Origin of the sequence: Pseudarthrobacter sp. SL88, assembly GCF_026672455.1 — a bacterium.
Taxonomy (GTDB): domain Bacteria; phylum Actinomycetota; class Actinomycetes; order Actinomycetales; family Micrococcaceae; genus Arthrobacter.
The window spans coordinates 1,766,315-1,789,379 of the sequence record NZ_JAPPRD010000001.1 but is presented as its reverse complement, the minus strand read 5'-3'; the positions used below and the strand labels follow the sequence as shown (position 1 = coordinate 1,789,379).

Genomic DNA, 23,065 nt, shown 5'->3' with positions numbered 1-23,065 from the left:
CCCCGCTGCGCGGTGGTCACTTCTTTTTGGCCTTGTCCTTCGATTCGTCGGTGGTGAGGGCGGCGATGAACGCTTCCTGCGGCACCTCCACGGTGCCCACCATCTTCATGCGCTTCTTGCCTTCTTTTTGCTTCTCCAGCAGCTTGCGCTTACGCGAGATGTCACCGCCGTAGCACTTCGCCAGGACGTCCTTGCGGATGGCCCGGATGCTTTCGCGCGCGATGATCCTGGAACCGATGGCCGCCTGGATGGGAACCTCAAATTGCTGCCGCGGGATCAGTTCGCGGAGCTTTCCGGTCATCATCACGCCGTAGGCGTACGCCTTCTCCCTGTGCGTGATGGCACTGAAGGCATCCACCTGTTCGCCCTGGAGCATGATGTCCACCTTCACCAGGTCGGCCACCTGCTCGCCGTCGGCTTTCCAGTCCAGTGAGCCGTAGCCACGGGTCTTGGACTTGAGGATGTCGAAGAAATCGAACACGATTTCCGCCAGCGGAAGGCGGTAGCGGATTTCCACCCGGTCCTCGGAAAGGTAGTCCATGCCGCCCATGACGCCGCGGCGTGACTGGCACAGTTCCATGATGGCACCGACGAACTCGTTGGGGGCCAGGATGGTGGCGGAGACCATGGGTTCGCGGACCTCGGCAATCTTACCGGTGGGATACTCGCTGGGGTTGGTCACGCGGACCACCTTCTTGTCCTCCAGGGTCACCTCGTACTCCACGTTCGGAGCGGTGGAAATGAGGTCGAGGTTGTATTCGCGCTCCAGTCGTTCGCGCGTGATCTCGAGGTGGAGGAGGCCCAGGAAGCCCACGCGGAAGCCGAAGCCCAGCGCTGCAGAGGTTTCGGGTTCATACACCAGCGCAGCGTCATTGAGCATGAGCTTCTCAAGGGCGTCGCGCAGTACCGGGTAGTCGGCACCGTCCAGCGGGTAGAGGCCGGAGAACACCATGGGCTTCGCATCGGCGTAGCCAGGGAGCGACTGGGCGGCCGGCTTGGCCAGGTTGGTGACGGTGTCGCCCACCTTGGACTGGCGGACGTCCTTCACGCCGGTAATCAGGTAGCCCACTTCGCCGACGCCCAGGCCCTTGGAGGGTGTGGGTTCCGGGGAACTGACGCCGATTTCCAGGAGCTCGTGGGAGGCCCTGGTGGACATCATCTGGATGCGTTCACGCGGGTGGAGCATGCCGTCCACCACGCGCACATACGTCACCACGCCGCGGTAGGTGTCGTAGACCGAGTCGAAGATCATGGCACGGGCAGGGGCGTCGGGGTTGCCCTCGGGGGCCGGCAGGTCGCGGACAATCTTGTCCAGGAGCGCCTCCACGCCAACGCCCGTCTTGCCGGACACGCGCAGCACGTCCTCGGGATCGCCGCCAATGAGGCTGGCAAGCTCCGCTGCGTACTTTTCCGGCTGCGCTGCCGGAAGATCGATCTTGTTCAGCACCGGGATGATGGCGAGGTTGTTTTCCATCGCCAGGTACAGGTTGGCGAGGGTCTGGGCCTCGATACCCTGGGCCGCGTCCACCAGCAGGATTGCGCCCTCGCAGGCGGCGAGGGACCGTGACACCTCATAGGTGAAGTCCACGTGGCCCGGGGTGTCGATCATGTTCAGCGCATAACTGACGCCTTCCACTTCCCAGGGCATGCGCACGGCCTGCGACTTGATGGTGATGCCGCGTTCGCGCTCAATATCCATCCGGTCCAGGTACTGCGCCTTCATGTCACGCGCCTGGACTACTCCGGTGGACTGAAGCATCCGGTCAGCCAGGGTGGACTTGCCGTGGTCAATGTGCGCGATGATGCAAAAGTTCCGAATAATAGCCGGATCTGTCGCGGCGGGCACCGGTGCGGTGCGGGCCATGGGAGACACGCAGGGTCCTTACTGTTGGCTTTTCCGCGGCCGTCCGGCAGGCACACCACATGCTGCCCGCGGATTAGCCGCGCTTCTTCAGCCACCAGTCTCCCACGTCCTGGCCACTCGCACCGCATTACCTGCACCGGACCCACCCCGCCTGCAGGCCCGGGCTATAGGGTGGCGGCATGGCTATCAACCTCCGCACGCTGGGTAACGCTGTCCGGGCAGGCCTGAGGCTGCTTCGGAACGCGGACAAACCCACGGCACATCGGCGTCCGGCCCCGCGACCTGCCCGTCAGAACGCCCAAGGCACCATGGACGGCGTTGCTGCTGCAGGCTATCCCGGGGATTTCACCGGCCGGGCTGAAATCCGCTATGCGCCACAGCCAGACGGCGAGCCCGATCCGGGCGAGGTTGTGTGGACGTGGGTCCCCTTTGAAGAGGACTATTCCCGGGGCAAGGACCGGCCCGTCCTGATAGTGGGCCGCCATGGAAAATACCTGCTGGGGCTGATGCTCACCAGCAAGGACCGGGTACCGGCAGCGTCCGCTTCCCGGGACTATGTAGACGTGGGGGCCGGCGGCTGGGACCGCCAGGGCCGGCCCAGCGAAGCGAAGCTGGACCGGGTGCTGCAAATCCGTCCGGACAGCATCCGCAGGGAGGGCGCCGTGCTGGACCGGGCCCGGTTTGACGCCGTCGCCGCCGGACTGCGCGCGCGACACGGCTGGCGGTAGGACGGAAAATGGCCAGTCACGCCGCTGGCCTGCTATTCTTTATAGCTGTGTGTCCGTGCAGGTCGACGGTCACTGATGGCTGGCCGCCATAGGTATCCCCACGCCGCTCAGTCAAGGCCAGCTTGAAAGCCCTCTAGACCATTTCCGCATTACAATAGAGAGTTCACACGTGGCGAATATCAAGTCCCAGAAGAAGCGCATCCTGACCAACGAAAAGGCCCGTCTGCGTAACAACGCAGTCAAGTCTGAGCTGAGGACGGCCATCCGCGCTGTCAACACGGCCGTTGAGTCCTCCGACAAGGACGCTGCTGCTACTGCGCTCGTTTCTGCCAGCCGCAAGCTGGACAAGGCTGTCAGCAAGGGTGTTCTGCACAAGAACAACGCAGCGAACCGCAAGTCGGCGATCTCCAAGAAGGTCAACGCACTGTAAGGTTTCCAGTTCCATGAACTGATGGATGTGGCCGGTACCCTCGGGTACCGGCCACACGCCTTTAACCTCCGGATGCCTATCCGGTGCGCCCATGGAGGGCTGGCACTGCCGGAAGAAGCGCACTGTTGCCTGTCCGGTGCTGTTGCTCCTGCCCTTGCCGCTACCTGCCCTGGACGGACATGGAAATCACGGTCACCGCATGTTCCACGGCGTAAACGGGGTCGCGTGACAACCCCTTCACCTGTGCGTCGGCTTCAGCCGTGGCCTGGATCGACCGCACCAGTCCGTCAGGGGTCCACCGGCGGACGTCCCGCTGGGCCTGTTCCACCAGCCAGGGCTGCATTCCCAGCTCGGCCGCAATCTGGGCCGCGGATCCAGACGCCCCGGCAACCCGGGCCACGGTCCTGAGCTTCGCAGCCAGCGCTGCGACCAGCGGCACGGGGTCTGCCCCGGTGGCCAGTGCATGGCGCAGGGTGGAGAGGGCGAGCGGACCGTTTCCGGCCATTGCGGCGTCAGCCACCTTGAACGCCGTGGCTTCCACCCGTCCGCCGTAATAGCGGTCCACGACATCCGGCGTGACGGTCCCTGTTGAGTCTGCAATGAGCTGGCTGCACGCTGCCGCCAGCTCGGAGAGGTTGGCGCCCACCGCATTGACGAGGGCCAGCACGGCCTCCTGGTCGATGCGGCGCCCGGCCTCCTTGAATTCGGCGGACACGAACGCCATCTTGTCCGCGTCCTTCTTCAGCGGCTGGCAGTCCACAACAGGCCAGCCGCCCTTTCGGACAGCGTCCAGGAGCTTCTTGCCACGCGCGCCCCCGCCATGGCGGAGGACGAGGACGGCATCATCGGCTGGCCGGCCGAGGTAGGACAGGGCGTCGGTGAGGAAGGCCTCATTCATGGCCTCCACTGCTTCAACCTCGATCAGCTTGCTCTCACCGAACAGCGACGGGCTGACCTGCATCAGGAGGGAGCCTGGTTCGTAGGCCGCAGCGTTGATCCGGCTCACTTCAACGTCCGGTGCTGCCTGGCGGACCTGGGAGCGGACGCTGTCCATGGCCCTGATGCCCAGGTAATCCTCCGGCCCGCTCACCAGGACGATGGCCGCGGGAGTTACGTCCCGCCAGGCTGCCGGATTCGACGCCGGCGGGCGGGTTCCGCGCTTTTGCGCAGCAGCCATGATGGGTTCCTTCCGGAAAGGTGTGAGGGGAATTCAAGCCTGCCACGTCTGCGCCGAACAGCAAAGCCGTTGGCGAAGGGGCCGTTGTTGGAAGCAGCCCGGCAATGCGCGTGCCTGGCGGCCTCGGGGCTTCTTTCCACCAACCACAGAAGCCTGACCACCCGGCCATGGCACCGGAGAACGAGGGCTCTGACGCTGCGGGGCCGTGCAGCTGCCCAGGCCGCCGCGAGGGTGAGGGCTGACAGAACCGCCATCGTCAGCAGTCCTGGAACCCCCTCGGGCCATGGCAACGAGGAACCCGGAAGCCGGGCAAAGAACCAGGCCGTCGCGGCAACACCGGCGCTGAAGGTGCCCGCCACGGCGATCAACGCCACTGCCAGCCACGGGGCAGCCGCCAGCAGCGGAACGGCGGCGGTTCCCATCAGGGTCACCGGAGCAACCAGCGGTGCCGCGGCTACATTGGCCAGCAGTGAGTAGGTGGAGAACTGCGGCTGCAGGAGGACGATGACGGGGCCGCACAGCATCTGGGCCGACAACGGCACCGCAACAGCTGCGGCGGCCCAGCGGGGCACGGCCGCAGGAGTCCAGTCCATGATGCGCCGGCCCAGCAGGATAATGCCCAGGGTGGCCAGGACGGAAAGCAGGAACCCGAAACTGCCGCCCAGCGCCGGGTCCAGCAGCAGCAGGCCAATGACTGCCAGGCAAAGAAAGCTCAGCCCGCGGCCGGTCCGGCCACCGGCGAGGGCAGCAATTCCGACAGCCCCCATCAGGGCCGCGCGCAGCACGCTGGCGTCAGGGCCCACCAGCACCACGAACAGACCCAGTCCGGCCAACGCCGTCCCGGCGGCCGGAACCCGCGACAGCCGGAGCCTGCGGCAGCCCGCCAGCAACGCACCGAGGACCAGGCTGCAATTGGCCCCGCTGACAGCTGTCAGGTGTGTCATGCCGACGGTTTTCATGGCATTGGCCAGGCCCTCATCCAGGGCGCTGGTGTCCCCCGTGACCATGCCTGGCAGCAGCCCTGCAGCATCGGATGGCAAGAATGCGGAAGCAGCCACAAAGCGTGCACGCAGGTCCTTGGCAGCCGCTTCCAACCCCCGCCCGCTGCCCCGCAGGTCAGGGGCGGTGGCTGCAGACATTCCACCCGCCTCCGGCCGGCCCGGATCCGGCGGCCGAAGCTTGCCGGCGGCACGCACCGTCTGCCCCGGGACCAACCGTTCCCACTCCTTGCCGCCGGTCACCACGAGCTGCGCCCGCGTCCGCAGCATCACGCCGCCGGTGCTCACTTCCCGCGTCCACACGGCGACGGACCACCTGGCGGAATCCCCGGACTGGCCAGGCGTGGGAAGCGGCCGCGGCGCACCGGCGACCTCCAGCACCGCCACCACTGACTTTCCCGCCGCCACCGCCTCGGCAAAGGGACCCTCAAACCGCTGGCTGGAGGCTACTGCGGAGTGCGCCGCCGCAGCCACCGCGAGCAGCAGGCCAACGGCAGTAGTCGCCAGGAAACTCCTCCTTTCCGGACGGCGCCCCGTCCAGGAACCTGCGCCTGCAGGCTTGTTCCGGCCCATCCCGGTGCCACGTAAAAGCATCAGGAGTGAGGCTGCCAGCACAAGCAGGGCGATGCAGAGTCCCAGCAATACGGCCGGCGCCAGCCAGAGCCCGGCGACGGCGGCGCCCCAGACCAGGACGGCAGGCAAGGCGAGCCGGACATCGGTGCGCTTCCGGGGTCCGGTGCCTTCGCCGGATGGCCCACTCTCCCCTGCTGGAGCACCGCCCCGGTCTTGAATTCCCAGTCGGCGCCGGGCATCACCGACTGCCCGTACCCGGGCAGCCTGCAAGGCGCCCCTGCTCCTGCCGGCCCGGGTGGAAGTCTCCCTGCTTGCCGGTGCCGGGCTGTTCCCGCCACCGGAAACGAATTGGCCGGCAACCGCGGTCCGGCCTGCGTCCGTAGGAGATGGCCCTTCCGTTGCACCCCGGACCGCGGACTCGACAAAGCGGTTCCAGGGGCTTGGGGGCACCTGCCCGGGACCCGGGGCCCGGCCTTTCCCGTTATCCGCAACCGGCATGTCAGACCGTCACCAGGGGCAGCAGCGTCTCAAGCATCTTGGGGCCAACGCCGTCGACAGCGTCCAGATCCTCGACCGCGTTGAAGAGCCCGTGCTCTTTTCGCCAGTCGACGATCCGCTGGGCCAGGACGGGACCGACTTTCGGCAGGGAGTCCAACTCAGCAACGCCGGCAGTGTTGATGTTGATCTTGGCGCCCGCTCCGGCGGCCCCGGGCGGAGTGGCAATTCCCTGGCCCTGGGATACGCCGGTGTCCCCGGCTGGCTGTTCCCCGTGGCGGGGAATGTGGACCTTCTGCCCGTCTTCCGCCACGGCGGCGAGGTTGAGAATGTCCAGGTCGGCGTCGGCAGCAGCACCGCCGGCAGCCGAAATGGCCTCATGGACACGGCTCCCGGCCGGCAGGTTCACCACGCCGGGGGCCAGTACGGCTCCTGTTACGTGGACCACCATGACATCGTCTGACGCCTTGGAGGGCTCCTCCGCCCCGGCACCTTCCCCCGCCTGTCCGCCCGGGGTGGCCTGACTATCCGGTGACGGGGCGCTTTCGCGGCTGACAGTGTTCAACGGCAGGATCTCCGGCCGTCCACCGGCCGTCTGCCACCAGAACAGGACACCGGCTGCAACAGCCAGCAGGCCGACCGCAACGGCGACGCGCAGGCTCAGCCGCCAGCGCAGCGAAGGTCCCGTGCCGGCCGGGGACTGCGTGTTCGGGCCGAGCTCCGCCGATTGCAGGTCTCCGGCGACCAAACCACCTGCCCCGGCGTCGCGGTACTCGAAGCCCCCGCCGTCGTCGTCCCGGGCATGGTCAACGGCTAGCATTCCGCCGGACCCGCCACCCAGGGTTGCCTGCAGCCGGGCCCGGGCATGGCGAGCCCGCTGGCCTGCTGCTGCAGCATCCCGGCGTGACATAACTCAACGCTATGGAGGGTGCCGGCCCGGCAACAGCCATGCCCGGGCCTATGTGGAAAGGCTCGCCGGGGCGGTGTCCTCCTGGCCTACGATCACCGCGAGGACGCCCAAGCCGGCATGGGCAGCCAGGACGGCGGGCAGCGAGCTGATCTGCGGGGGCGGGCATTGCGGCAACGCGGCAGAAAGCCGGACGGCAAGGCTCTCAGCCTCCTCCGGATTACCGAAGTGATGGACAGCCAACCGGACACTGCCGGCGGGGCGGGCCAGCGCATCCGCGGCCACGATTTCCTCCAACCGCGCCACCGCCTTGGCCGCCGACCGCACCTTTTCCAGCGGGATGATCTTGCCTCCGTCCACCGCGAGGAGGGGCTTGATGGCCAGCATCGTTCCCCACAGCGAAGCGGCGGCGCCGATGCGGCCGCCGCGGCGCAATTGTTCCAGGCTGGGAACGTAGAAGTACACCTTGGTGCGCTCCGCCTGGGCCTCAGCCGCCGCGGCAACTCCGGCCTGCCCGGCTCCCCCGGCCGCAGCCTCCACCGCTGCCTGCACGGCCATGCCCTGCGCCATACCCACGGTCCGTGAGTCGATGACCTGCACGGGGATGCCAACGCGGTGGGCGGCCAGCCGGGCCGAGTCTGCCGTTCCCGAGAGGTCACCCGAGATGTGCACAGACACCACCGACTCGTACCCCTGCTGCTGCAACGACCGGTAAGCCTGTTCAAACTGCCCCGGCGAAGGGCGCGATGTTTTGACCTGGGTGCCCGCAGCCAACGCCAGGGCAATGGTTTCCAGGATGTCGTCCTCGCCCTCACCGTAAATCTCCGAACCCACCATGACGGGCATCGGAGTGATGGTGAGGAGGCTTTTCGCCGGCAGGCTGCGGAGATAGCCAACCGGCAGCGCGGCCGCGGAATCGGTGACGACGGCGGTCCGCGCCATCGGCACGCCCGCACCGGAAGCGGCTGCTCCGGGCCTGGCCGCCGGACGCAGCGCGGAAAGTCGGGCCCGGACCCATGGCCAGGGGGCGGCTTTACTGTCGGGCACATGGCCTCCTGGTGTCCTCGTGCAGAGTCCGGAAAAGCCGGAACCGGCCGCCCGGTTTGACGGGCGGCCGGTTCCGGCGAGGTTGCATCGGCGGCTAGGCCGGAACGATGTTGACCAGTTTAGGTGCCCGGACAATGACCGTGCGGATGCCGCGGCCGTCCAGTGCACGCTGCACATTCTCCGAGGCCAGCGCCAGTTCACGCAGGCTGTCCTCGGAAATGTCCGGAGAGATTTCCAGCCGGTCCCGGACCTTGCCCTGGACCTGGACCACCGCCGTGACGGTGTCCTGGACCAGCAGGGACGGGTCGTGCTCCGGCCAACCGGCGTTGGCCACGGACGCCGGGTGGCCCAGCACGTTCCACATGTCCTCCGCCGTGTACGGGGCGAACAGGCTGAGGATCACTGCCACTGCTTCGGCTGCTTCGCGGACTGCGGGGTCGGCCCCGCCGGCTCCGGAGTCAATGGCTTTACGGGTGGCATTGACGAGTTCCATCAGCTTGGCCACCACGACGTTGAACTTGTTGGCATCAAGAAGTTCGGCAGCGTCGGCGATGGTGCGGTGCGTGACGGAGCGCAGTCCACGGTCGCCGGCTCCGGCCTCGGTACCGGGGGCACTGGTCACGTCCTGGGCCAGGCGCCATGCCCGGGCCAGGAACTTCGCGGATCCGGACGGGGAGACGTCTGCCCAGTCCACATCGTCCTCAGGCGGGGACGCGAAGACCATGGTCAGGCGGACGGCATCCACGCCGTACTTGTCCAGCTGCTCGCCGAGGTCCACCCCGTTGCCCAGGGACTTGCTCATGGCTTTGCCGCCATTGAGCACCTGCCCCTGGTTGAGGAGGGCGCTGAAGGGCTCATTGGCTTCAATCAGGCCAAGATCGTTGATGACCTTGGTGAAGAAGCGGGCGTACAGCAGGTGGAGGATGGCGTGCTCGACGCCGCCCACATATTGCCCCACCGGCATCCAGTCGTTGACCTTGGCCGGATCGAACGGCCCCCCGGTGTAGTCCGGTGAGACGAAGCGCAGGAAGTACCAGGAGGAATCCACGAAGGTGTCCATGGTGTCCGTGTCGCGTTTGGCGGCACCGTGGCAGTTGGGGCATTCCACGTTGACCCAGTCCTCAGCTGCGGCCAGCGGGGAGGTGCCCTTGGGCGCCAGGTCCTCGCCGCGCAGGTCCGACGGGAGGGTGACGGGCAGCTGCTCGTCGGGCACCGGAACCTCTCCACAGGAGGGGCAGTGGATGATGGGGATGGGCGTGCCCCAGAACCGCTGGCGGCTGAGGAGCCAGTCACGAAGCCGGAAGTTCACGAACTTCTCGCCAGTGCCCTGGCGCTCCAGGATGGCGATGGCCGCTGGAATGGCTTCGGCCTTGGGCAGGCCGTCCAGTTCGCCCGAATTGATCAGGGTCCCCTCGCCGGCGGTGGCGGTGCCCGTGGCGGCAGGATCCTCCTCGCCGGTGTCCAGGACGGCACGGACCGGCAGGTCGAACTTTTTGGCGAAATCGAGGTCGCGCTGGTCGTGGGCCGGCACGGCCATGATGGCTCCGGTGCCGTAGTCCGCGAGGACGTAGTCTGCAGCCCCACACGGGCAGCTTCTCGCCGTTCAGCGGGTTGACGGCATACCGGCCGGTGAACACACCGGTCTTCTCCCGCTCGGTGGACTGCCGTTCAATCTCGGACAGTGCCTTGACCGTCTCCCGGTATTCGTCCAGCGCCGCGGCGTGCTCATCCGTGACGAGCTCGACGGCGATCGGCGCGTCCGCGGCGACGACGAAGAACGTGGCGCCGTACAGGGTGTCCGGGCGCGTGGTGAAGACCGTGACGTTCTTGGCGGGCTTGCCGCCGTCGGCCTCTATGACGAAGTTGACGTGCGCACCTTCGGAGCGGCCGATCCAGTTCTTCTGCATCGCCAGGACCCGCTCGGGCCAGTGTCCGCGGAGCTGTTCCATGTCGTCGAGCAGGCGGTCGGCGTAGTCAGTGATCTTGAAGTACCACTGGTTCAGGGACTTCTTGGTGACCACGGTGCCGCAGCGCTCGCAGGCGCCGTTGACAACCTGTTCGTTGGCCAGGACAGTCTGGTCCTTGGGGCACCAGTTAACCGGGGAGTTCTTCCGGTAGGCCAGGCCGCGCTCGTAGAAGCGCTTGAACAGCCACTGGGTCCAGCGGTAGTACTCAGGATCGGACGTGTGCAGGCGGCGGGACCAGTCGGCGGAAATGGCGTACCGCTTGAAGGACGCCGCCTGGGTGTCGATGTTGGTGTAGGTCCACTCACTGGGGTGGGCGTTGCGCTTGATGGCGGCGTTTTCGGCCGGGAGGCCGAAGGAGTCCCAGCCGATCGGGTGCAGCACGTCGAACCCCTGCTGGCGCAGGTAGCGGGCCACCACGTCGCCCATGGCGAACGCTTCCGCGTGGCCCATGTGCAGGTCGCCGGAAGGGTAAGGGAACATGTCCAGCACGTAGCGCCGTTCCCGTGAGCCGTCATCGGCCGGGGTAAAGACCTTGAGATCCTCCCACACCTGCGGCCATCTGGCCTCCATTGCGGCAAAACTGTAGGTGCCCTCTTCGGGCCCATCTGCCGCCACTGCTGCTGTTCCGGTGTCTGTCTCCGGCTGAACGCCCACTGCTGCCCTCTTCTGTTCTGTTACGGCACGTGTGCTGCCATAACGGCCTGATCCTCCTGCTGCGGGCCCGGTCTGACCCGGACATACAAAAGCCCCTCGACAAAGGAGGGGCTGCCGCTCAGCTATCCGTTGTTTCGGACACCTGGCGGCTGGCTAAGCAGAAGGATCGCACGCATAGACCTACTTTAGCGCACCCGGCCCGCCCCCTGTCCGGTGTCTGCCTTCCCTGCGCCCGCTCCTGCAGCCTCAGCTGCAGGATAGGTGGTCCGGCGGCCGTTGCGTTGGCCAGGCCCAACGCCCGGTTCCCGCTTCACCGTGGACGGCCACGTCATCCAGGGGCCCGCCATCCGGGACCTCCCGCCCGGATCCGCACCGGCGACGTGAAACGCCAGGGGCCACCCTGCCTGGATGGCAAGGTGGCCCCTGATGGACAACGGTCCTACTGCACGTCTTCGTCCACCCAGTCCATGGACTTGGTGACCGCCTTGCGCCAGAGCCGCATCTGACGGTCCTGCTCGGCCTGATCCAGCTGGGGTTCCCAGCGCTTGTCCTCGGACCAGTTGGACGAAAGCTCGCCGAGGTCCTTCCAGAACCCGACGGCCAGCCCGGCCGCATACGCTGCACCCAGCGCCGTGGTCTCGATGACCTTCGGGCGGATCACGGGCACGCCAAGGATGTCCGCCTGGAACTGCATCAGCGCGTCATTGGCAACCATGCCGCCGTCGACCTTCAACTCGGTCAGCGGGACACCGGAGTCCGCGTTGACCGCGTCCAGCACCTCGCGGGTCTGGAACGCCGTCGCCTCCAACGCCGCCCTGGCAATGTGGTTCTTGTTCACGAACCTGGTAAGGCCAACGATCGCGCCGCGTGCGTCCGGGCGCCAGTACGGAGCGAACAGGCCCGAGAACGCCGGAACGATGTACACACCGCCGTTGTCCTTGACGCTTGCCGCCAGTGTTTCGACCTCGGGAGCGCTGCTGATCATGCCCAGGTTGTCCCGCAGCCACTGGATGAGCGAACCGGTGACAGCGATGGAGCCTTCCAGGGCGTAATGGGGCTTGGCGTCGCCGAGCTTGTAGCCCACTGTGGTGAGCAGCCCGTTCTTGGAGTGGACGATTTCCTCGCCCGTGTTGAAGATCAGGAAGCAGCCGGTGCCGTAGGTGTTCTTGGCTTCGCCGGTTTCGAAGGCCGCCTGGCCGAAGGTTGCCGCCTGCTGGTCGCCCAGGATGCCCGCCACCGGGGTTTCACGCAGCAGCTGCGAGGTGTGGACGGTGCCGTACACCTCCGAGGACGACTTGATCTCGGGCATCATGCTGCGCGGAACACCGAAGACGTCGAGGATCCCGTCATCCCACTGCAGGGTTTCCAGGTCCATGAACAGCGTCCGGGATGCGTTGGTGACGTCGGTGACGTGCACTCCGCCGTCCACGCCGCCGGTCAGGTTCCACAGAACCCAGCAGTCGGTGTTGCCGAAGACCAGGTTGCCGGCCTCGGCCTTTTCCCGGGCCCCGTCCACGTTGTCCAGGATCCATTTGATCTTGGTGCCGGAGAAGTAGGTGGCCAGCGGCAGGCCGACCTTCTGTTTGAACCGGTCACCGCCGCCGTCCTTGGACAGCTCGTCCACGATGTCCTGCGTCCGGGTGTCCTGCCACACGATGGCGTTGTACACGGGCTCGCCGGTGGTCTTGTCCCACACCACAGCCGTCTCGCGCTGGTTGGTGATGCCGACGGCGGCGATATCGTGCCGTGTCAGGTTCGCCTTGGACAGTGCGGAGGCGATGACCTCGCGGGTGTTGTTCCAGATTTCCGCGGCATTGTGTTCCACCCATCCTGCTTTGGGGAAGATCTGCTCGTGTTCCATCTGGCCCGAGGAGACAATGGCGCCGCTGTGGTCAAAGATGATGGCGCGCGTACTGGTGGTGCCCTGGTCGATGGCGATTACGTACTGGTTCATGGTGACGTCCTTGTCTGGTTGGTGGATGGGTTGGATCAGCTGTTCAGGAAGCGGCAGTGATGATGATGGGTGCGATCCGTGCAACGATGCCGCCGAGGGCACCGCCTACCAGGGGACCGACCACCGGGATCCAGGAGTAGCCCCAGTCGCTGGAACCCTTGCCCCGGATGGGAAGCAGGGCGTGGGCGATGCGGGGACCAAGGTCACGGGCGGGGTTGATGGCGTAGCCGGTGGGGCCGCCCAGCGAGACGCCGATGCCTACGACGAGCAGTGCGACAGCCAGCGGCCCGAGGCCCGAGGGGGTGCCACCCAGTGTGAGGATGACGAACACCAGAACGAACGTGCCGATGATCTCGGTGACCAGGTTCCAGGGGGTGGAGCGGATGGCGGGGCCGGTGGAGAAGACGCCGAGCTTGCTGGCAGCAGCCTCTTCCGTGTCGAAGTGCTGCTTATAGGCGAGCCAGCAGACCACAGCGCCGAGGAAGGCGCCCAGCATTTCACCGGCGAAGTAGGTCAGTGTCGACGCTACGTCCACGGCGACGCCGGGGGCGTACTCGGCCTTCCCGTTGAGGAGCAGGCCCACGGTCACGGCCGGGTTCAGGTGCGCGCCCGACTTTGCGGCGACGAACACGCCGCAGAACACGGCGATACCCCATCCCCAGGTGACCATCAGGAACCCGCCGCTGTTGCCTTTCGTTCCCCGCAGGGCGACGTTGGCAACAACGCCGCAGCCCAGCAGGGTGAGCATCGCCGTTCCGAACACCTCGGATAAGAAAACAATTCCAAGAGACATCTTTGACTCCTCTATATTTTGTTGTTGGCCCTTCGCGGGTTGAGGGGCCGTCGGGCCGGGACGGTTTTTCGTCCCGGCTGGCAGCCCGGCCTAAGCGACCAGGCTGTGTGTTTCCACTCTGTGCAGCCGTTGCAGGACTTCCTGGGCGTGGCTGATCTCGGCGCTGCGGGCTGCAGCGTCCCACTTCAGCGGAACGGACAGGATGTCGGCCAACCTCGTTCAGGAGTTCGCCGGTCACGAGTCCCCGGAAGGCCAGGGAGGTGCGCCGGATCAGCACATCCACCAAGTGCCCCACCTGTTCGTGAGCTGCCATGAACTCCAGTTCGCGGACGCTCAGTTCGCGCGTTGAATGCAGGAGCCGGTCCGGACCGGCGTCGAGGTATTCGATTACCGCTTCTGCGCGCGTGCCGTACCGGGTCAGGAGCCCTGCGGTGCGGTCAGCGTCCCGGCCGTGGCCCATGTGTGCCTTGAGCCACCGCTGCACTCCGGCGTCGTCCGCCGGGAACCCGGCGCCGCCTCCGATGGGCAGCTGCGCTGTCGAGACTTTGCGGTGCATGCCGAGCTCTGCCAGCACATCGTTGGTGAGGTGTTCGGCAAGGGCACGGAAGGTGGTCCATTTCCCGCCTACCAGGCTGAGTACGACGGCGCCGGTCCCCGCAGGTGCCGGGCGGCGGGTTTCGATGCGGTAGTCACGGGAGACGAAGCCCGGCTGGGTGGCATCGTGCCTGGGCAGCGGACGCACACCCGAGAAGGTGTAGACAATCTGGTTGCGCGTGACCGGGATGTTCGGGAACACATGCCCCACCAGGTCGAAGAAGTAGTCAATTTCCTCGTCGGTGCAGACGGCGTCCCGGGACATGTCGGCGTCGACGTCGGTGGTTCCGACCAGGACCCGGTCCCCCATCGGGTAGATAAGGACGATCCGGCCGTCAGTGTGTTCGAAGAAGATTTCCCGCCCCCGGCATGCAGCGAGCAGTTCGGGAGAGTCGAGCACAATGTGGGAGCCCTTGGTGCCGCCCATGAATGACGACGTGGTACCCATGGCTTCGTTGGTCAGGTCCACCCAGGCGCCGGTGGTGTTCACGATGACGTCCGCGGTGAAGTCGAACTCCTCCCCCGTCAGCTCGTCGCGCAGCCGGACGGTGCCGCCCTTGCCCGTGCCGGGATTGGGGCGGCCGGTCATGGATTGCAGGGAAAGGTAGTTGCTGGCGCGTGCTGTGCTTCCCTGGCCGGCAGCTCCCCCCGCGTTCGCCTGGCCTGCCTTCTCGCCGTCCTGCAGGACGTCCAGCGTGAGTCGCTCGGGGTTGTGCACCGAAGCGTCAAAGTAGGTGGCCGCGTATTTGATGTCGGGCCGAAGGTCCGGCAGCTCCGCGAGGGCGCGCTTGTGTCCACGGAACTGGTGCCGCGGAACACTGCCGCCGTCCCTGGAGAAGGAATCGTAGAGGCTGAGTCCCAGCTTGATGAGGAAGGCGCCGCGCTCCTTCGGCCGGCCCTGCTGCTTGTGCGTCAGGAACCGCAACGGCGCCGAAAGGATTCCGGAGAATGTGCTGAAAATGGGAATGGTGGTCTGCAGCGGCTTGACGTAGTGGGGTGCGATCCGCAGCAGCCTGTTGCGTTCCACCACTGATTCGCGGACCAGCCGGAATTCGCCGTTTTCCAGGTATCGGATGCCGCCGTGGATCATGTGGGACGACGCTCCGCTGGCGCCCTGGCAGTAGTCGCCGCGCTCTACGAGGGCCACGTCAACGCCCTGCAGGGCGAGGTCCCGGAAGGTTCCGACGCCGTTGATGCCTCCACCGACTACCAGCACTTTTGCGTGCGGACGGAGCCTGAGGTTGTGGACGGACGTGCGCTCCGCCGCCGGCTTTGGCGCGGGTGCTGCTGCGGATGGTTGGACAGTTGGATCCTTGGGTCCCAAAACGACTCCCTTGGGCTTTGCGTGCATGGTGCGTCCGCGCCGTGGATGCGGCGCTGTATGCACCATTCTTTGGAGTAATGGAAAATGGAGTCAAGCACTATGCACAAATGTGCAGATCGGACCCGAAATGGCCGCCTCACGGCACGCAGACGCGCTCCGCGCTGCACAAATGTATTACCTGCAGGACCTCACCATGGATGCGATAGCGCGCGAACTCCGGACGTCCCGTTCCACGGTGTCGCGGCTGCTGTCGGCTGCCCGCGACTCCGGCCTGGTGCAGGTTCAGATACGCAACCCGCTCGACACCGGCCCTGAGCTCGAGGGCATGATCCGCAGGCGTTTCAACGTCGACGTTCATGTGGTCCCTGTCCTGGAGACCCTCAACGAGGCGGAAACCCTTGACCGGGTGGCCATGCAGGCTGCGCGCACCATCGGCCCGCTGGTGGACTCCAACGCCATCATCGGGGTGGCCTGGGGCTCCACCCTCAGCGCCGTGAGCCGGCACCTGACCAGGAAGATCACCCACGACAGCGTCATCGTGCAACTGAACGGCGCGGGCAACATGCACACCACCGGCATTACCTACGCCAGCGACATCATGCGCAGGTTCGGCAGCGCCTATGGTGCCCGCGTCGAACAGTTTCCGGTACCTGCGTTCTTCGACCATGCCGCCACCAAGACCGCCATGTGGAATGAACGCAGCGTGCAGCGCATCCTTGAGCTCCAGGCGAAGATGAGCATCGCCATCTTCGGTGTGGGCTCCGTTAATGCCGACTACCCCAGCCACGTCTATGCAGGCGGCTACCTCGATGAAACCGACCTCAACATCCTGGCCACCTCCGATGTGGTGGGCGACGTGGCCACGGTGTTCTTCCGCAGCGACGGCTCGTCCGACGGGATCATCCTGAACGAACGCTCCACCGGCCCTGCCCTGGCCGAGCTCAGGCAGGTCCGCCGAAGGATCTGCGTGGTCTCAGGCGTGTCCAAGATCAACGGACTGCGCGGCGCCCTGGCAGCCAACCTGGCCACAGACCTGATCCTGGATGAGGCCACCGCGCGCCGCTTGGTGGATTTCGAAAGCCTTGCCCCACGCAATGGGTAGAGTCGGGACCATGAAAACCTCACCGCGGCTGAGCCTCAACAACGGCGTGCTGATCAACCAGCTCGGGTTCGGGCTTTACAAGGTGCCGCCCGCCGACGCCGCAGGGCTGGTGCAGACCGCGCTCGCCGCCGGCTACCGCCACTTTGACACAGCTGCCATGTATGGCAACGAAACCGGCGTGGCGCGGGGTATCAGCGCCCAGCTCGGCACACCGTCCACGGGTATCAGCGGAGGATCGGGAGAGCTGTTTCCGGGGATCTCCCGGGAAGACCTCTTCGTCACCACGAAACTCTGGAACGATCACCACGGCTACGACGCAGCCCTGCGCGCCTTCGACGACTCCATGGTCAACCTGGGGCTGGACTACGTTGACCTGTACCTGATCCACTGGCCCTGCCCGCGCAAGGGTCTGTTCCCGGAAACCTACCGTGCCCTCGAAACGCTGTACCGGGAGGGCAGGGTGCGGGCCATCGGCGTCAGCAACTTCCAGCCGGCCCACCTGGACCGGCTCCTGCAGACGGCCGAAGTGGTGCCAGCCGTCAACCAGATCGAACTCCACCCCTGGCTCCAGCAGGAGGAGCTCCGCCACAAGCACAAAGAGCTCGGCATCCTGACTGAGGCATGGAGTCCCCTGGGGCGCGGCCAGGTCCTGGCCGACCCCGTCATCCAGGCGTGCGCTGCCGAACACCGGCGGACTCCCGCGCAGGTCATTCTCCGCTGGCACATGCAGCTGGGCCACGTTGCCATCCCGAAGGCCAGCTCAGAAGCACGCATCCGGGAGAACCTTGACGTCTTCGGGTTTGAGCTGTCGCCGCGGGACATGGCGGCGCTCGCAGGCCTGGACCGCGGGCACCGCACCGGCTCCCACCCGGACAACGTCAACCAGGACCACCCATGAACACAACACACCCGGCCGGCTCCGGCACGGCCAGCTTCATCAGCGCGGACCTGGCGGCCCGCACCACCGCTTCGACACTGCACCTCGACGGCGCCCCCGTCGCCTACTGGACCTACGAGCCTGTGCAAGTGCAGCCCGGAACGCGGACCATCCTGGTCATCCACGGATTCCGCGGTGACCACCACGGACTCCTGCGCGTTGCCGACCACCTCCCCGACATGAGGATCATCATGCCGGACCTGCCCGGCTTCGGAAGTTCCGCGGCCTTCCCGTCCGGTGCCCACTCGGTGGAACAGTACGGCCGGTTCATCACAGCGTTCATGGAGGCCCTGTCCCTCGGGCCGGACACGGTTCTGCTGGGGCATTCGTTCGGCTCCATCGTCGCCTCCCACTTTGCGGCCAGCCACCCGGGGGCCGTGAATCCGCTGATCCTGGTCAATCCCATCGCCGCCCCGGCCCTTGAGGGTCCTAAGGGAATCATGACCAGGCTGGCGGTGCTCTACTACCGCCTCGCCGCCCGGCTCCCCAGCAAAGCGGGCCAGGCACTGCTCCGCAACCCGCTGATTGTCCGGGTCATGAGTGAAGCCATGGCCAAGACCGGAGACAGGGAGCTCCGCGCCTTCATCCATGGCCAGCACCACGCCTACTTCAGTTCCTTTGCGGACAGGGACAGCCTGCTGGAGTCCTTCACGGCCTCGGTCAGCCACCATGTCAGCGAAGTGGCCACCGGCCTCAAACTTCCCGTGCTGCTGATTGCCGGGGAAAAAGACGAAATCGCCGCCCTGCCGGACCAGCACAAGCTCCTGGCGCTCCTGCCTGACGCCGAACTCAAGGTGATTCCCGGCGTCGGACACCTGATCCACTACGAGACGCCGGAACCGGCTGCCCGCCATATCCAAACCTTCCTGAAGGACCACCCCGCGTGAAGATCGTCATCGACGCCCGTTTTACCCGGACCGACCATCACGACGGCATCAGCCGCTACGGTGCCAGCCTGATCGCGGCCACGGCTAAGATCGCGGACGTCAGCATGCTGATATCGGACAAGCGGCAACTGGCCCTGCTGCCTGACGTCCCCTACACCCTCATCAACAGTCCGCTCTCACCGCTGGAACTGTTCGTTGCGCGCAAGGTGAACCCCCTGAACGCCGATGTGGTGGTCTGTCCCATGCAGACCATGGGAACCTGGGGACGCAAGTACGGGCTGGTGCTGACGCTGCACGACCTGATCTACTACGAACACCCCGCCCCACCCGGGTTCCTCCCCGCGCCGGTGCGGCTGCTTTGGCGGCTGTACCACAAGGCCTATTGGCCCCAGCGGCTGCTCCTCAACCGGGCCGACACCGTGGCCACCATCAGCCGTACCACGGCAGCCCTGATCGCCAAGTACCGCCTCACCCGGCGTCCGGTGCGGATCATCAGCAACGCGCCCCAGCCCGCGCAGGAACCGCGCCGCCCCGGCGACGGCGCCGACAAGACCATCGTCTACATGGGCTCCTTCATGCCCTACAAGAACGTGGAAACGATGCTGGCCGGGATGGCCGGGCTGCGCGGCTACACCCTGCACCTGCTGAGCCGGATCACGCCCGGGCGGCGCGCAGAGCTGGAACTGCTGGTCCCGGCCGGAGCCTCCGTGGTCTTCCACAACGGTGTGACGGATGCGGAGTACGACTCGTACCTGCGAACGGCCACTGCCCTGGTGAGCCTGTCCCGCGCCGAAGGCTATGGCCTTCCGCTCGTGGAAGCCATGGCTTTGGGGACACCCGTGATTGCCAGCGACATTCCGATCTTCCGGGAAGTGGGCGGGGACGCCGCAACCTACGTCGACCCGGCGTCGCCCTCCCAGTTCTCGGAGGCCGTGTCCCGCTTGCAGGATGACGAACACTGGCAGACAATCTCCCGGCTGTCCGTTATCCGCGCCAACGAATTCACCTGGGATGAATCAGCGCGCCAGCTGATGGAAACGGCCCGGGAAATCGTGGCGAAACGGCGCCGGTAGCAACCTCCTGCTGCGGAGCCGCCTCCATTAGAGGACGTCCACGCCGTCCAGGCGGAGCTGGAAAGGATCGACGGCCCGTTTGGCAGCTACCGCGGAACGGGTAGCGCGCAGGACGCGGACGACGACGGCGGCCTGGCCGTAGGGGAAGAACAGCAGGGTCCGGACGTCCTCGCCGGAGCGGCCGGGTGCCGGAGGTCCGGCCAGCAGCACCGGGGCAGGACCGGCCAGGCGCAGGTGGATGCCGGAGCCGGCCAAGTCTGCAGAGACTGCCCCGGTGAAGTGCTCGACGGCGGCACGCGGGCCTGTAACGGAAGCAATCCGGACAGCTGGGGGAAGCTGGAGTTCTACCCGCAGCGACGATTCCCGCTGGGCGTAGCCTGCCGGATCCCAGCGCAGCAACGCACCCACCGCAGCTGTGTCCCCCGCAGTGATGACGGCCAGTCCACCCTCGGAAGCGGGACGCACCAGGGCTGCAGCGTTAAACCACCGCCGGACGGTGTCCTCGCCGGCGCGGAGGGTTTCGCGGCGCAGCAACGAATCGCCGTCCAGCAGAAGGGCAGCGGCGTACCCTCCCTCGGCCACCGGTTCAGCTCCCACCGTCGCCACCACCAGTGCCTTGCCAGGGCCTACCGAGGCCTTCACGTGATCGCCGGACGATGTCACCACAGTGGTGCCGGGGAACGCGCGTCCCAACTCCTCCGCCGTCCGCAGCACGCCCGTAGCGCCCTTGCGAAGCCGCCGCCCGGTGCAATGCACGCACCGCCAGTCCGGTGCGGGCGCCGAACACCAGCGGCACTGGGGTATGGCTGAGCTTCCGCCCAGGGCCAGCGGCCCCTGGCAGTTGCCGCACCGGGCAGGTTCGCGGCAAGAGTCGCACACCAGTGACGGCGCGTAACCTGCCCGTGCCACCTGGATCAGGACAGGCCCGCGTTCGAGCCCCTCCTTGGCGGCCCGCCACGCGGCACCGGGCAGGCGTGCAATGCGGGCGAGTGGGTCGCGTTCCTGTTCGAAGCTGTCCGCGGTATTGAGGACCCGCGGTACCGTGCGCCTGGTGGTCTGCCGATCCGATTCGACAGGCAGGGCCCAGCCGGCGTCAACCAGCCTCTGCACCTCGGTACTCCGGGCATGTCCGGCGAGGAGGCAGGCCGAGCCCTCCTGTTCGGCGCGCAGGAGCAGGACCTCGCGGGTGTGGGCGTAGGGGGCGCGCTGGTCAATATGGAGATCGTCACCATCGTCCCAGCAAGCCACCAGGCCGAGGTTGGCCACGGGCGCGAACGCGGCCGACCGGGTGCCGATGGCAACCCGGGCGGAGCCGGCCAGGAGCCGCAGGAAGCTGCGGTACCGCGGTGTGGGCCCGTCGTCGGCAGTGAGCCTGGCCACCGCCTCTACCGGTATCAGGGCCGTAAGCGCCTGCTCCAGCCGGTCAAGGTCGCGGTAGTCCGGAACCACCACCACGGCTCCGCGCCCCGCGGCGTAGGTGGCGGCGACGGCCTCAGCCAGCAGTTGAGGCCAGCCGGACGGGCCATAGCCTTGCAGCGGGCTGATGACGGCGCGGGGGGATCCGCCGGCGGAAAGGTGGCGGAGGAAGGCCACGCCGTTGCGGTAGCCTCCCCACGCGCCGCCGGACGGGCTGCCTTCGCCTTCACGGCCAGCCGGCACAGGTGCGGCTTCTTCGGGACCGGCAAGGTAGTCCTTTTCCAGCCTGGCCATGCGTGGCGGCACAGCGAGCCGAAGGACGTCGCTGACGGTTCCGGCATACCGGGCTGCCACGGCGTTGGCGAGCTCTGCCACGGCCGGGGTGAGGACAGGCACCGGGGAGACCACCTTCGCCAGCGGCACAAGCGTATGGCCGGCGTCGGAAACGGAAATCCTGTCCATCAGGAAGCCGTTGAGCTGTTGGCCGTTGAAGGGAACCTTGACGCGCACGCCAGGCTTGGCGTCCGCGTCCATGGCAGCGGGGACGGCGTAGTCGAAAGGGCGGTCGAGGTGCGGCAAGGAGGATTCCACCAGGACCCGTGCCACCGGCAGGTGTTCTGCCAAAGGTACGCCGACCGGTTGGGTGCTGGCAGGGAAGCCCTGCAGCAGCGTGGGCTGGACCGGCCCGCCGACCGGTACAGGAAGATCCAGGGCGGGCTGTGCGGAGTCCTTGGCCATGGCGGCTACCTCCGTTCAGCTCCCGGGCGAAAAGGCCAGCCAACCACGGGGCACCGACATCCGCGCGGCTCGTGCACGGCGGCGCGGCCCCCCGCAGCCTAGAGGCTAGGCGTTGAAGCAGGCCTTCAGGTCGTCAACCCGGTCCAGGCGTTCCCAGGTGAAGTCGGGGTCGTCCCGGCCGAAGTGCCCGTGCGCTGCCGTCTTGGCGTAGATGGGGCGCTTCAGGTCCAGAGCGTCGATGATGGCCCGCGGGCGGAGATCAAAGATCTCAGCGATGGCGGCACTGATCTGTGCAGGGTCAACGGTCTCGGTACCGAATGTTTCAACGTAGGTGCCTACCGGGCGGGCCTGGCCGATCGCGTACGCGATCTGGATCTCGGCGCGCTTGGCCAGCCCGGCGGCTACGACGTTCTTGGCGACCCACCGCATGGCGTATGCGGCGGAACGGTCCACCTTTGACGGGTCCTTGCCCGAGAACGCTCCGCCGCCGTGGCGGGCCATGCCGCCGTAGGTGTCGACGATGATCTTGCGGCCGGTCAGCCCGGCGTCACCCACGGGACCGCCGATGACGAATTCGCCGGCGGGGTTGAGGATGTTGGCCGCCCGGGAGACATCAAGGTTTGCGGCGGCGAGGACCGGTTTGATGACAATGGAGGCGAGGTCGGACCGGAGCTGTTCCAGGCTGGCGCCCTCAGCGTGCTGGCTCGAGATCACCACAGTTTCGACGGACACAGGCCTGTCGTGGTCGTAACCTACCGTGACCTGGGTCTTGCCGTCGGGGCGCAGGTAGGCAAGTTCGCCGGATTTGCGGACTTCCGTGAGGCGTTCAGACAGGCGGTGCGCCAGCCAGATGGGGGTGGGCATGTAGGACGGCGTTTCGTCGCTGGCATACCCGAACATCAGGCCCTGGTCGCCGGCGCCCTGGAGGTCGTAGTCGTCCTCCTGGCGTCCTTCGCGGGCCTCAAGGGAGTTGAACACTCCCCCGGCGATGTCATTGGACTGCTGCCCGATGGACACCGACACTCCACAGCGTGCGCCGTCGAAGCCGTTGGCGGATGAGTCGTAGCCGATGCCGAGGATGGTCTCCCGGACAATCTGCGGGATCTCCACGTAGGCGTCGGTGGTGACTTCGCCGGCAACGTGCACCAGCCCGGTAGTGGCCATGGTCTCCACGGCCACCCGGGACTCCGGATCGGCCGCAAGGAGGGCGTCCAGGATGGCGTCACTGATCTGGTCGCAGATCTTGTCCGGGTGGCCTTCGGTGACGGACTCCGAGGTGAAGAGCCGAAGGGACGAGGGCGTAGCCCCGGAGGTCTGGTGAAGGTGCAGCGGTAAAGTCACTCAACTACCTTACTGGTTGGATCACGCGCGGCCGTCAGGAGACGTCGCGGGATGTCACGGTACTAA

15 protein-coding genes and 2 pseudogenes are annotated in these 23,065 nt (G+C 66.7%); 6 read left to right on the top strand and 11 right to left on the bottom strand.

Annotation, left to right across the window (positions count from 1 at the left end):
- Positions 1-16: 16 nt before the first annotated feature.
- The gene (lepA, locus tag OVA06_RS08230) at positions 17-1,873 is read right to left on the bottom strand and encodes a translation elongation factor 4 (RefSeq protein ID WP_200937764.1); all 1,857 of its coding nucleotides are present in this window, start codon (positions 1,871-1,873) and stop codon (positions 17-19) included.
- Between the two features lie 170 nt (positions 1,874-2,043).
- On the opposite strand from lepA, the gene OVA06_RS08225 reads away from it, so the two are divergent.
- Both OVA06_RS08225 and rpsT read left to right on the top strand, forming a co-directional pair.
- On the top strand, positions 2,044-2,592 hold the full coding sequence (locus OVA06_RS08225) for a type II toxin-antitoxin system PemK/MazF family toxin (protein WP_268157541.1): 549 nt from the start codon (positions 2,044-2,046) through the stop codon (positions 2,590-2,592).
- 169 nt (positions 2,593-2,761) lie between these two features.
- Positions 2,762-3,022 (top strand): 30S ribosomal protein S20, encoded by a 261-nt coding sequence (rpsT, locus tag OVA06_RS08220; RefSeq protein WP_056079344.1) that lies wholly within the window; start codon positions 2,762-2,764, stop codon positions 3,020-3,022.
- Positions 3,023-3,182: 160 nt separating this feature from the next.
- On the opposite strand, the gene holA is transcribed toward rpsT, so the two are convergent.
- From holA to OVA06_RS08180, 8 genes and pseudogenes are all read right to left on the bottom strand, one after another.
- A complete protein-coding gene (holA, locus tag OVA06_RS08215) occupies positions 3,183-4,199 on the bottom strand; it encodes a DNA polymerase III subunit delta (protein WP_056079347.1) in 1,017 nt (338 codons plus the stop codon).
- Entirely contained in the window at positions 4,133-6,040 is a 1,908-nt protein-coding gene (locus tag OVA06_RS08210) for a ComEC/Rec2 family competence protein (protein ID WP_268157538.1), read from the bottom strand. The genes holA and OVA06_RS08210 overlap by 67 nt, the downstream gene beginning before the upstream one ends.
- Positions 6,041-6,269: 229 nt before the next feature.
- Positions 6,270-7,175, bottom strand: coding sequence for a ComEA family DNA-binding protein (locus OVA06_RS08205; RefSeq protein ID WP_268157536.1), 906 nt, complete (start codon positions 7,173-7,175; stop codon positions 6,270-6,272).
- Between the two features lie 48 nt (positions 7,176-7,223).
- Positions 7,224-8,219, bottom strand: a complete 996-nt coding sequence (locus OVA06_RS08200; RefSeq protein WP_268157535.1) for a DegV family protein — start codon at positions 8,217-8,219, stop codon at positions 7,224-7,226.
- Between the two features lie 94 nt (positions 8,220-8,313).
- A pseudogene (leuS, locus tag OVA06_RS08195) lies at positions 8,314-10,840 on the bottom strand (leucine--tRNA ligase).
- Between the two features lie 439 nt (positions 10,841-11,279).
- On the bottom strand, positions 11,280-12,794 hold the full coding sequence (gene glpK / locus OVA06_RS08190) for a glycerol kinase GlpK (RefSeq protein WP_261619670.1): 1,515 nt from the start codon (positions 12,792-12,794) through the stop codon (positions 11,280-11,282).
- A 43-nt stretch (positions 12,795-12,837) separates the two neighbouring features.
- Entirely contained in the window at positions 12,838-13,587 is a 750-nt protein-coding gene (locus OVA06_RS08185) for an MIP/aquaporin family protein (RefSeq protein ID WP_056079368.1), read from the bottom strand.
- Positions 13,588-13,677: 90 nt separating this feature from the next.
- Positions 13,678-15,532: pseudogene (locus OVA06_RS08180) on the bottom strand (glycerol-3-phosphate dehydrogenase/oxidase).
- Between the two features lie 100 nt (positions 15,533-15,632).
- Between OVA06_RS08180 and OVA06_RS08175 the strand changes: the two are divergent.
- From OVA06_RS08175 to OVA06_RS08160, 4 genes are read left to right on the top strand one after another with little or no spacing between them, the layout of a single operon-like run.
- Positions 15,633-16,607, top strand: a complete 975-nt coding sequence (locus tag OVA06_RS08175; protein ID WP_056079935.1) for a sugar-binding transcriptional regulator — start codon at positions 15,633-15,635, stop codon at positions 16,605-16,607.
- Between the two features lie 10 nt (positions 16,608-16,617).
- A complete protein-coding gene (locus OVA06_RS08170) occupies positions 16,618-17,505 on the top strand; it encodes an aldo/keto reductase (protein ID WP_268157532.1) in 888 nt (295 codons plus the stop codon).
- A complete protein-coding gene (locus tag OVA06_RS08165; RefSeq protein WP_268157530.1) occupies positions 17,502-18,431 on the top strand; it encodes an alpha/beta fold hydrolase in 930 nt (309 codons plus the stop codon). Before OVA06_RS08170 ends, OVA06_RS08165 begins: the two co-directional genes overlap by 4 nt.
- Positions 18,428-19,504 (top strand): glycosyltransferase family 4 protein, encoded by a 1,077-nt coding sequence (locus OVA06_RS08160; RefSeq protein ID WP_268157528.1) that lies wholly within the window; start codon positions 18,428-18,430, stop codon positions 19,502-19,504. Before OVA06_RS08165 ends, OVA06_RS08160 begins: the two co-directional genes overlap by 4 nt.
- Before the next feature lie 27 nt (positions 19,505-19,531).
- On the opposite strand, the gene OVA06_RS08155 is transcribed toward OVA06_RS08160, so the two are convergent.
- Positions 19,532-21,658, bottom strand: coding sequence for a primosomal protein N' (locus OVA06_RS08155; RefSeq protein WP_268157526.1), 2,127 nt, complete (start codon positions 21,656-21,658; stop codon positions 19,532-19,534).
- A 105-nt stretch (positions 21,659-21,763) separates the two neighbouring features.
- A complete protein-coding gene (metK, locus tag OVA06_RS08150) occupies positions 21,764-22,999 on the bottom strand; it encodes a methionine adenosyltransferase (RefSeq protein ID WP_268157524.1) in 1,236 nt (411 codons plus the stop codon).
- Between the last annotated feature and the right edge of the window lie 66 nt (positions 23,000-23,065).

Bases quoted from the DNA above. Each gene is read 5' to 3' on its own strand.
- OVA06_RS08165 (WP_268157530.1), top strand. From the start codon at position 17,502: ATGAACACAACACACCCGGCCGGCTCCGGCACGGCCAGCTTCATCAGC.
- OVA06_RS08185 (WP_056079368.1), bottom strand. From the start codon at position 13,587: ATGTCTCTTGGAATTGTTTTCTTATCCGAGGTGTTCGGAACGGCGATG.
- glpK (WP_261619670.1), bottom strand. From the start codon at position 12,794: ATGAACCAGTACGTAATCGCCATCGACCAGGGCACCACCAGTACGCGC.
- holA (WP_056079347.1), bottom strand. From the start codon at position 4,199: ATGGCTGCTGCGCAAAAGCGCGGAACCCGCCCGCCGGCGTCGAATCCG.
- OVA06_RS08170 (WP_268157532.1), top strand. From the start codon at position 16,618: ATGAAAACCTCACCGCGGCTGAGCCTCAACAACGGCGTGCTGATCAAC.
- OVA06_RS08175 (WP_056079935.1), top strand. From the start codon at position 15,633: ATGGCCGCCTCACGGCACGCAGACGCGCTCCGCGCTGCACAAATGTAT.
- OVA06_RS08225 (WP_268157541.1), top strand. From the start codon at position 2,044: ATGGCTATCAACCTCCGCACGCTGGGTAACGCTGTCCGGGCAGGCCTG.
- OVA06_RS08155 (WP_268157526.1), bottom strand. From the start codon at position 21,658: ATGGCCAAGGACTCCGCACAGCCCGCCCTGGATCTTCCTGTACCGGTC.
- OVA06_RS08205 (WP_268157536.1), bottom strand. From the start codon at position 7,175: ATGTCACGCCGGGATGCTGCAGCAGCAGGCCAGCGGGCTCGCCATGCC.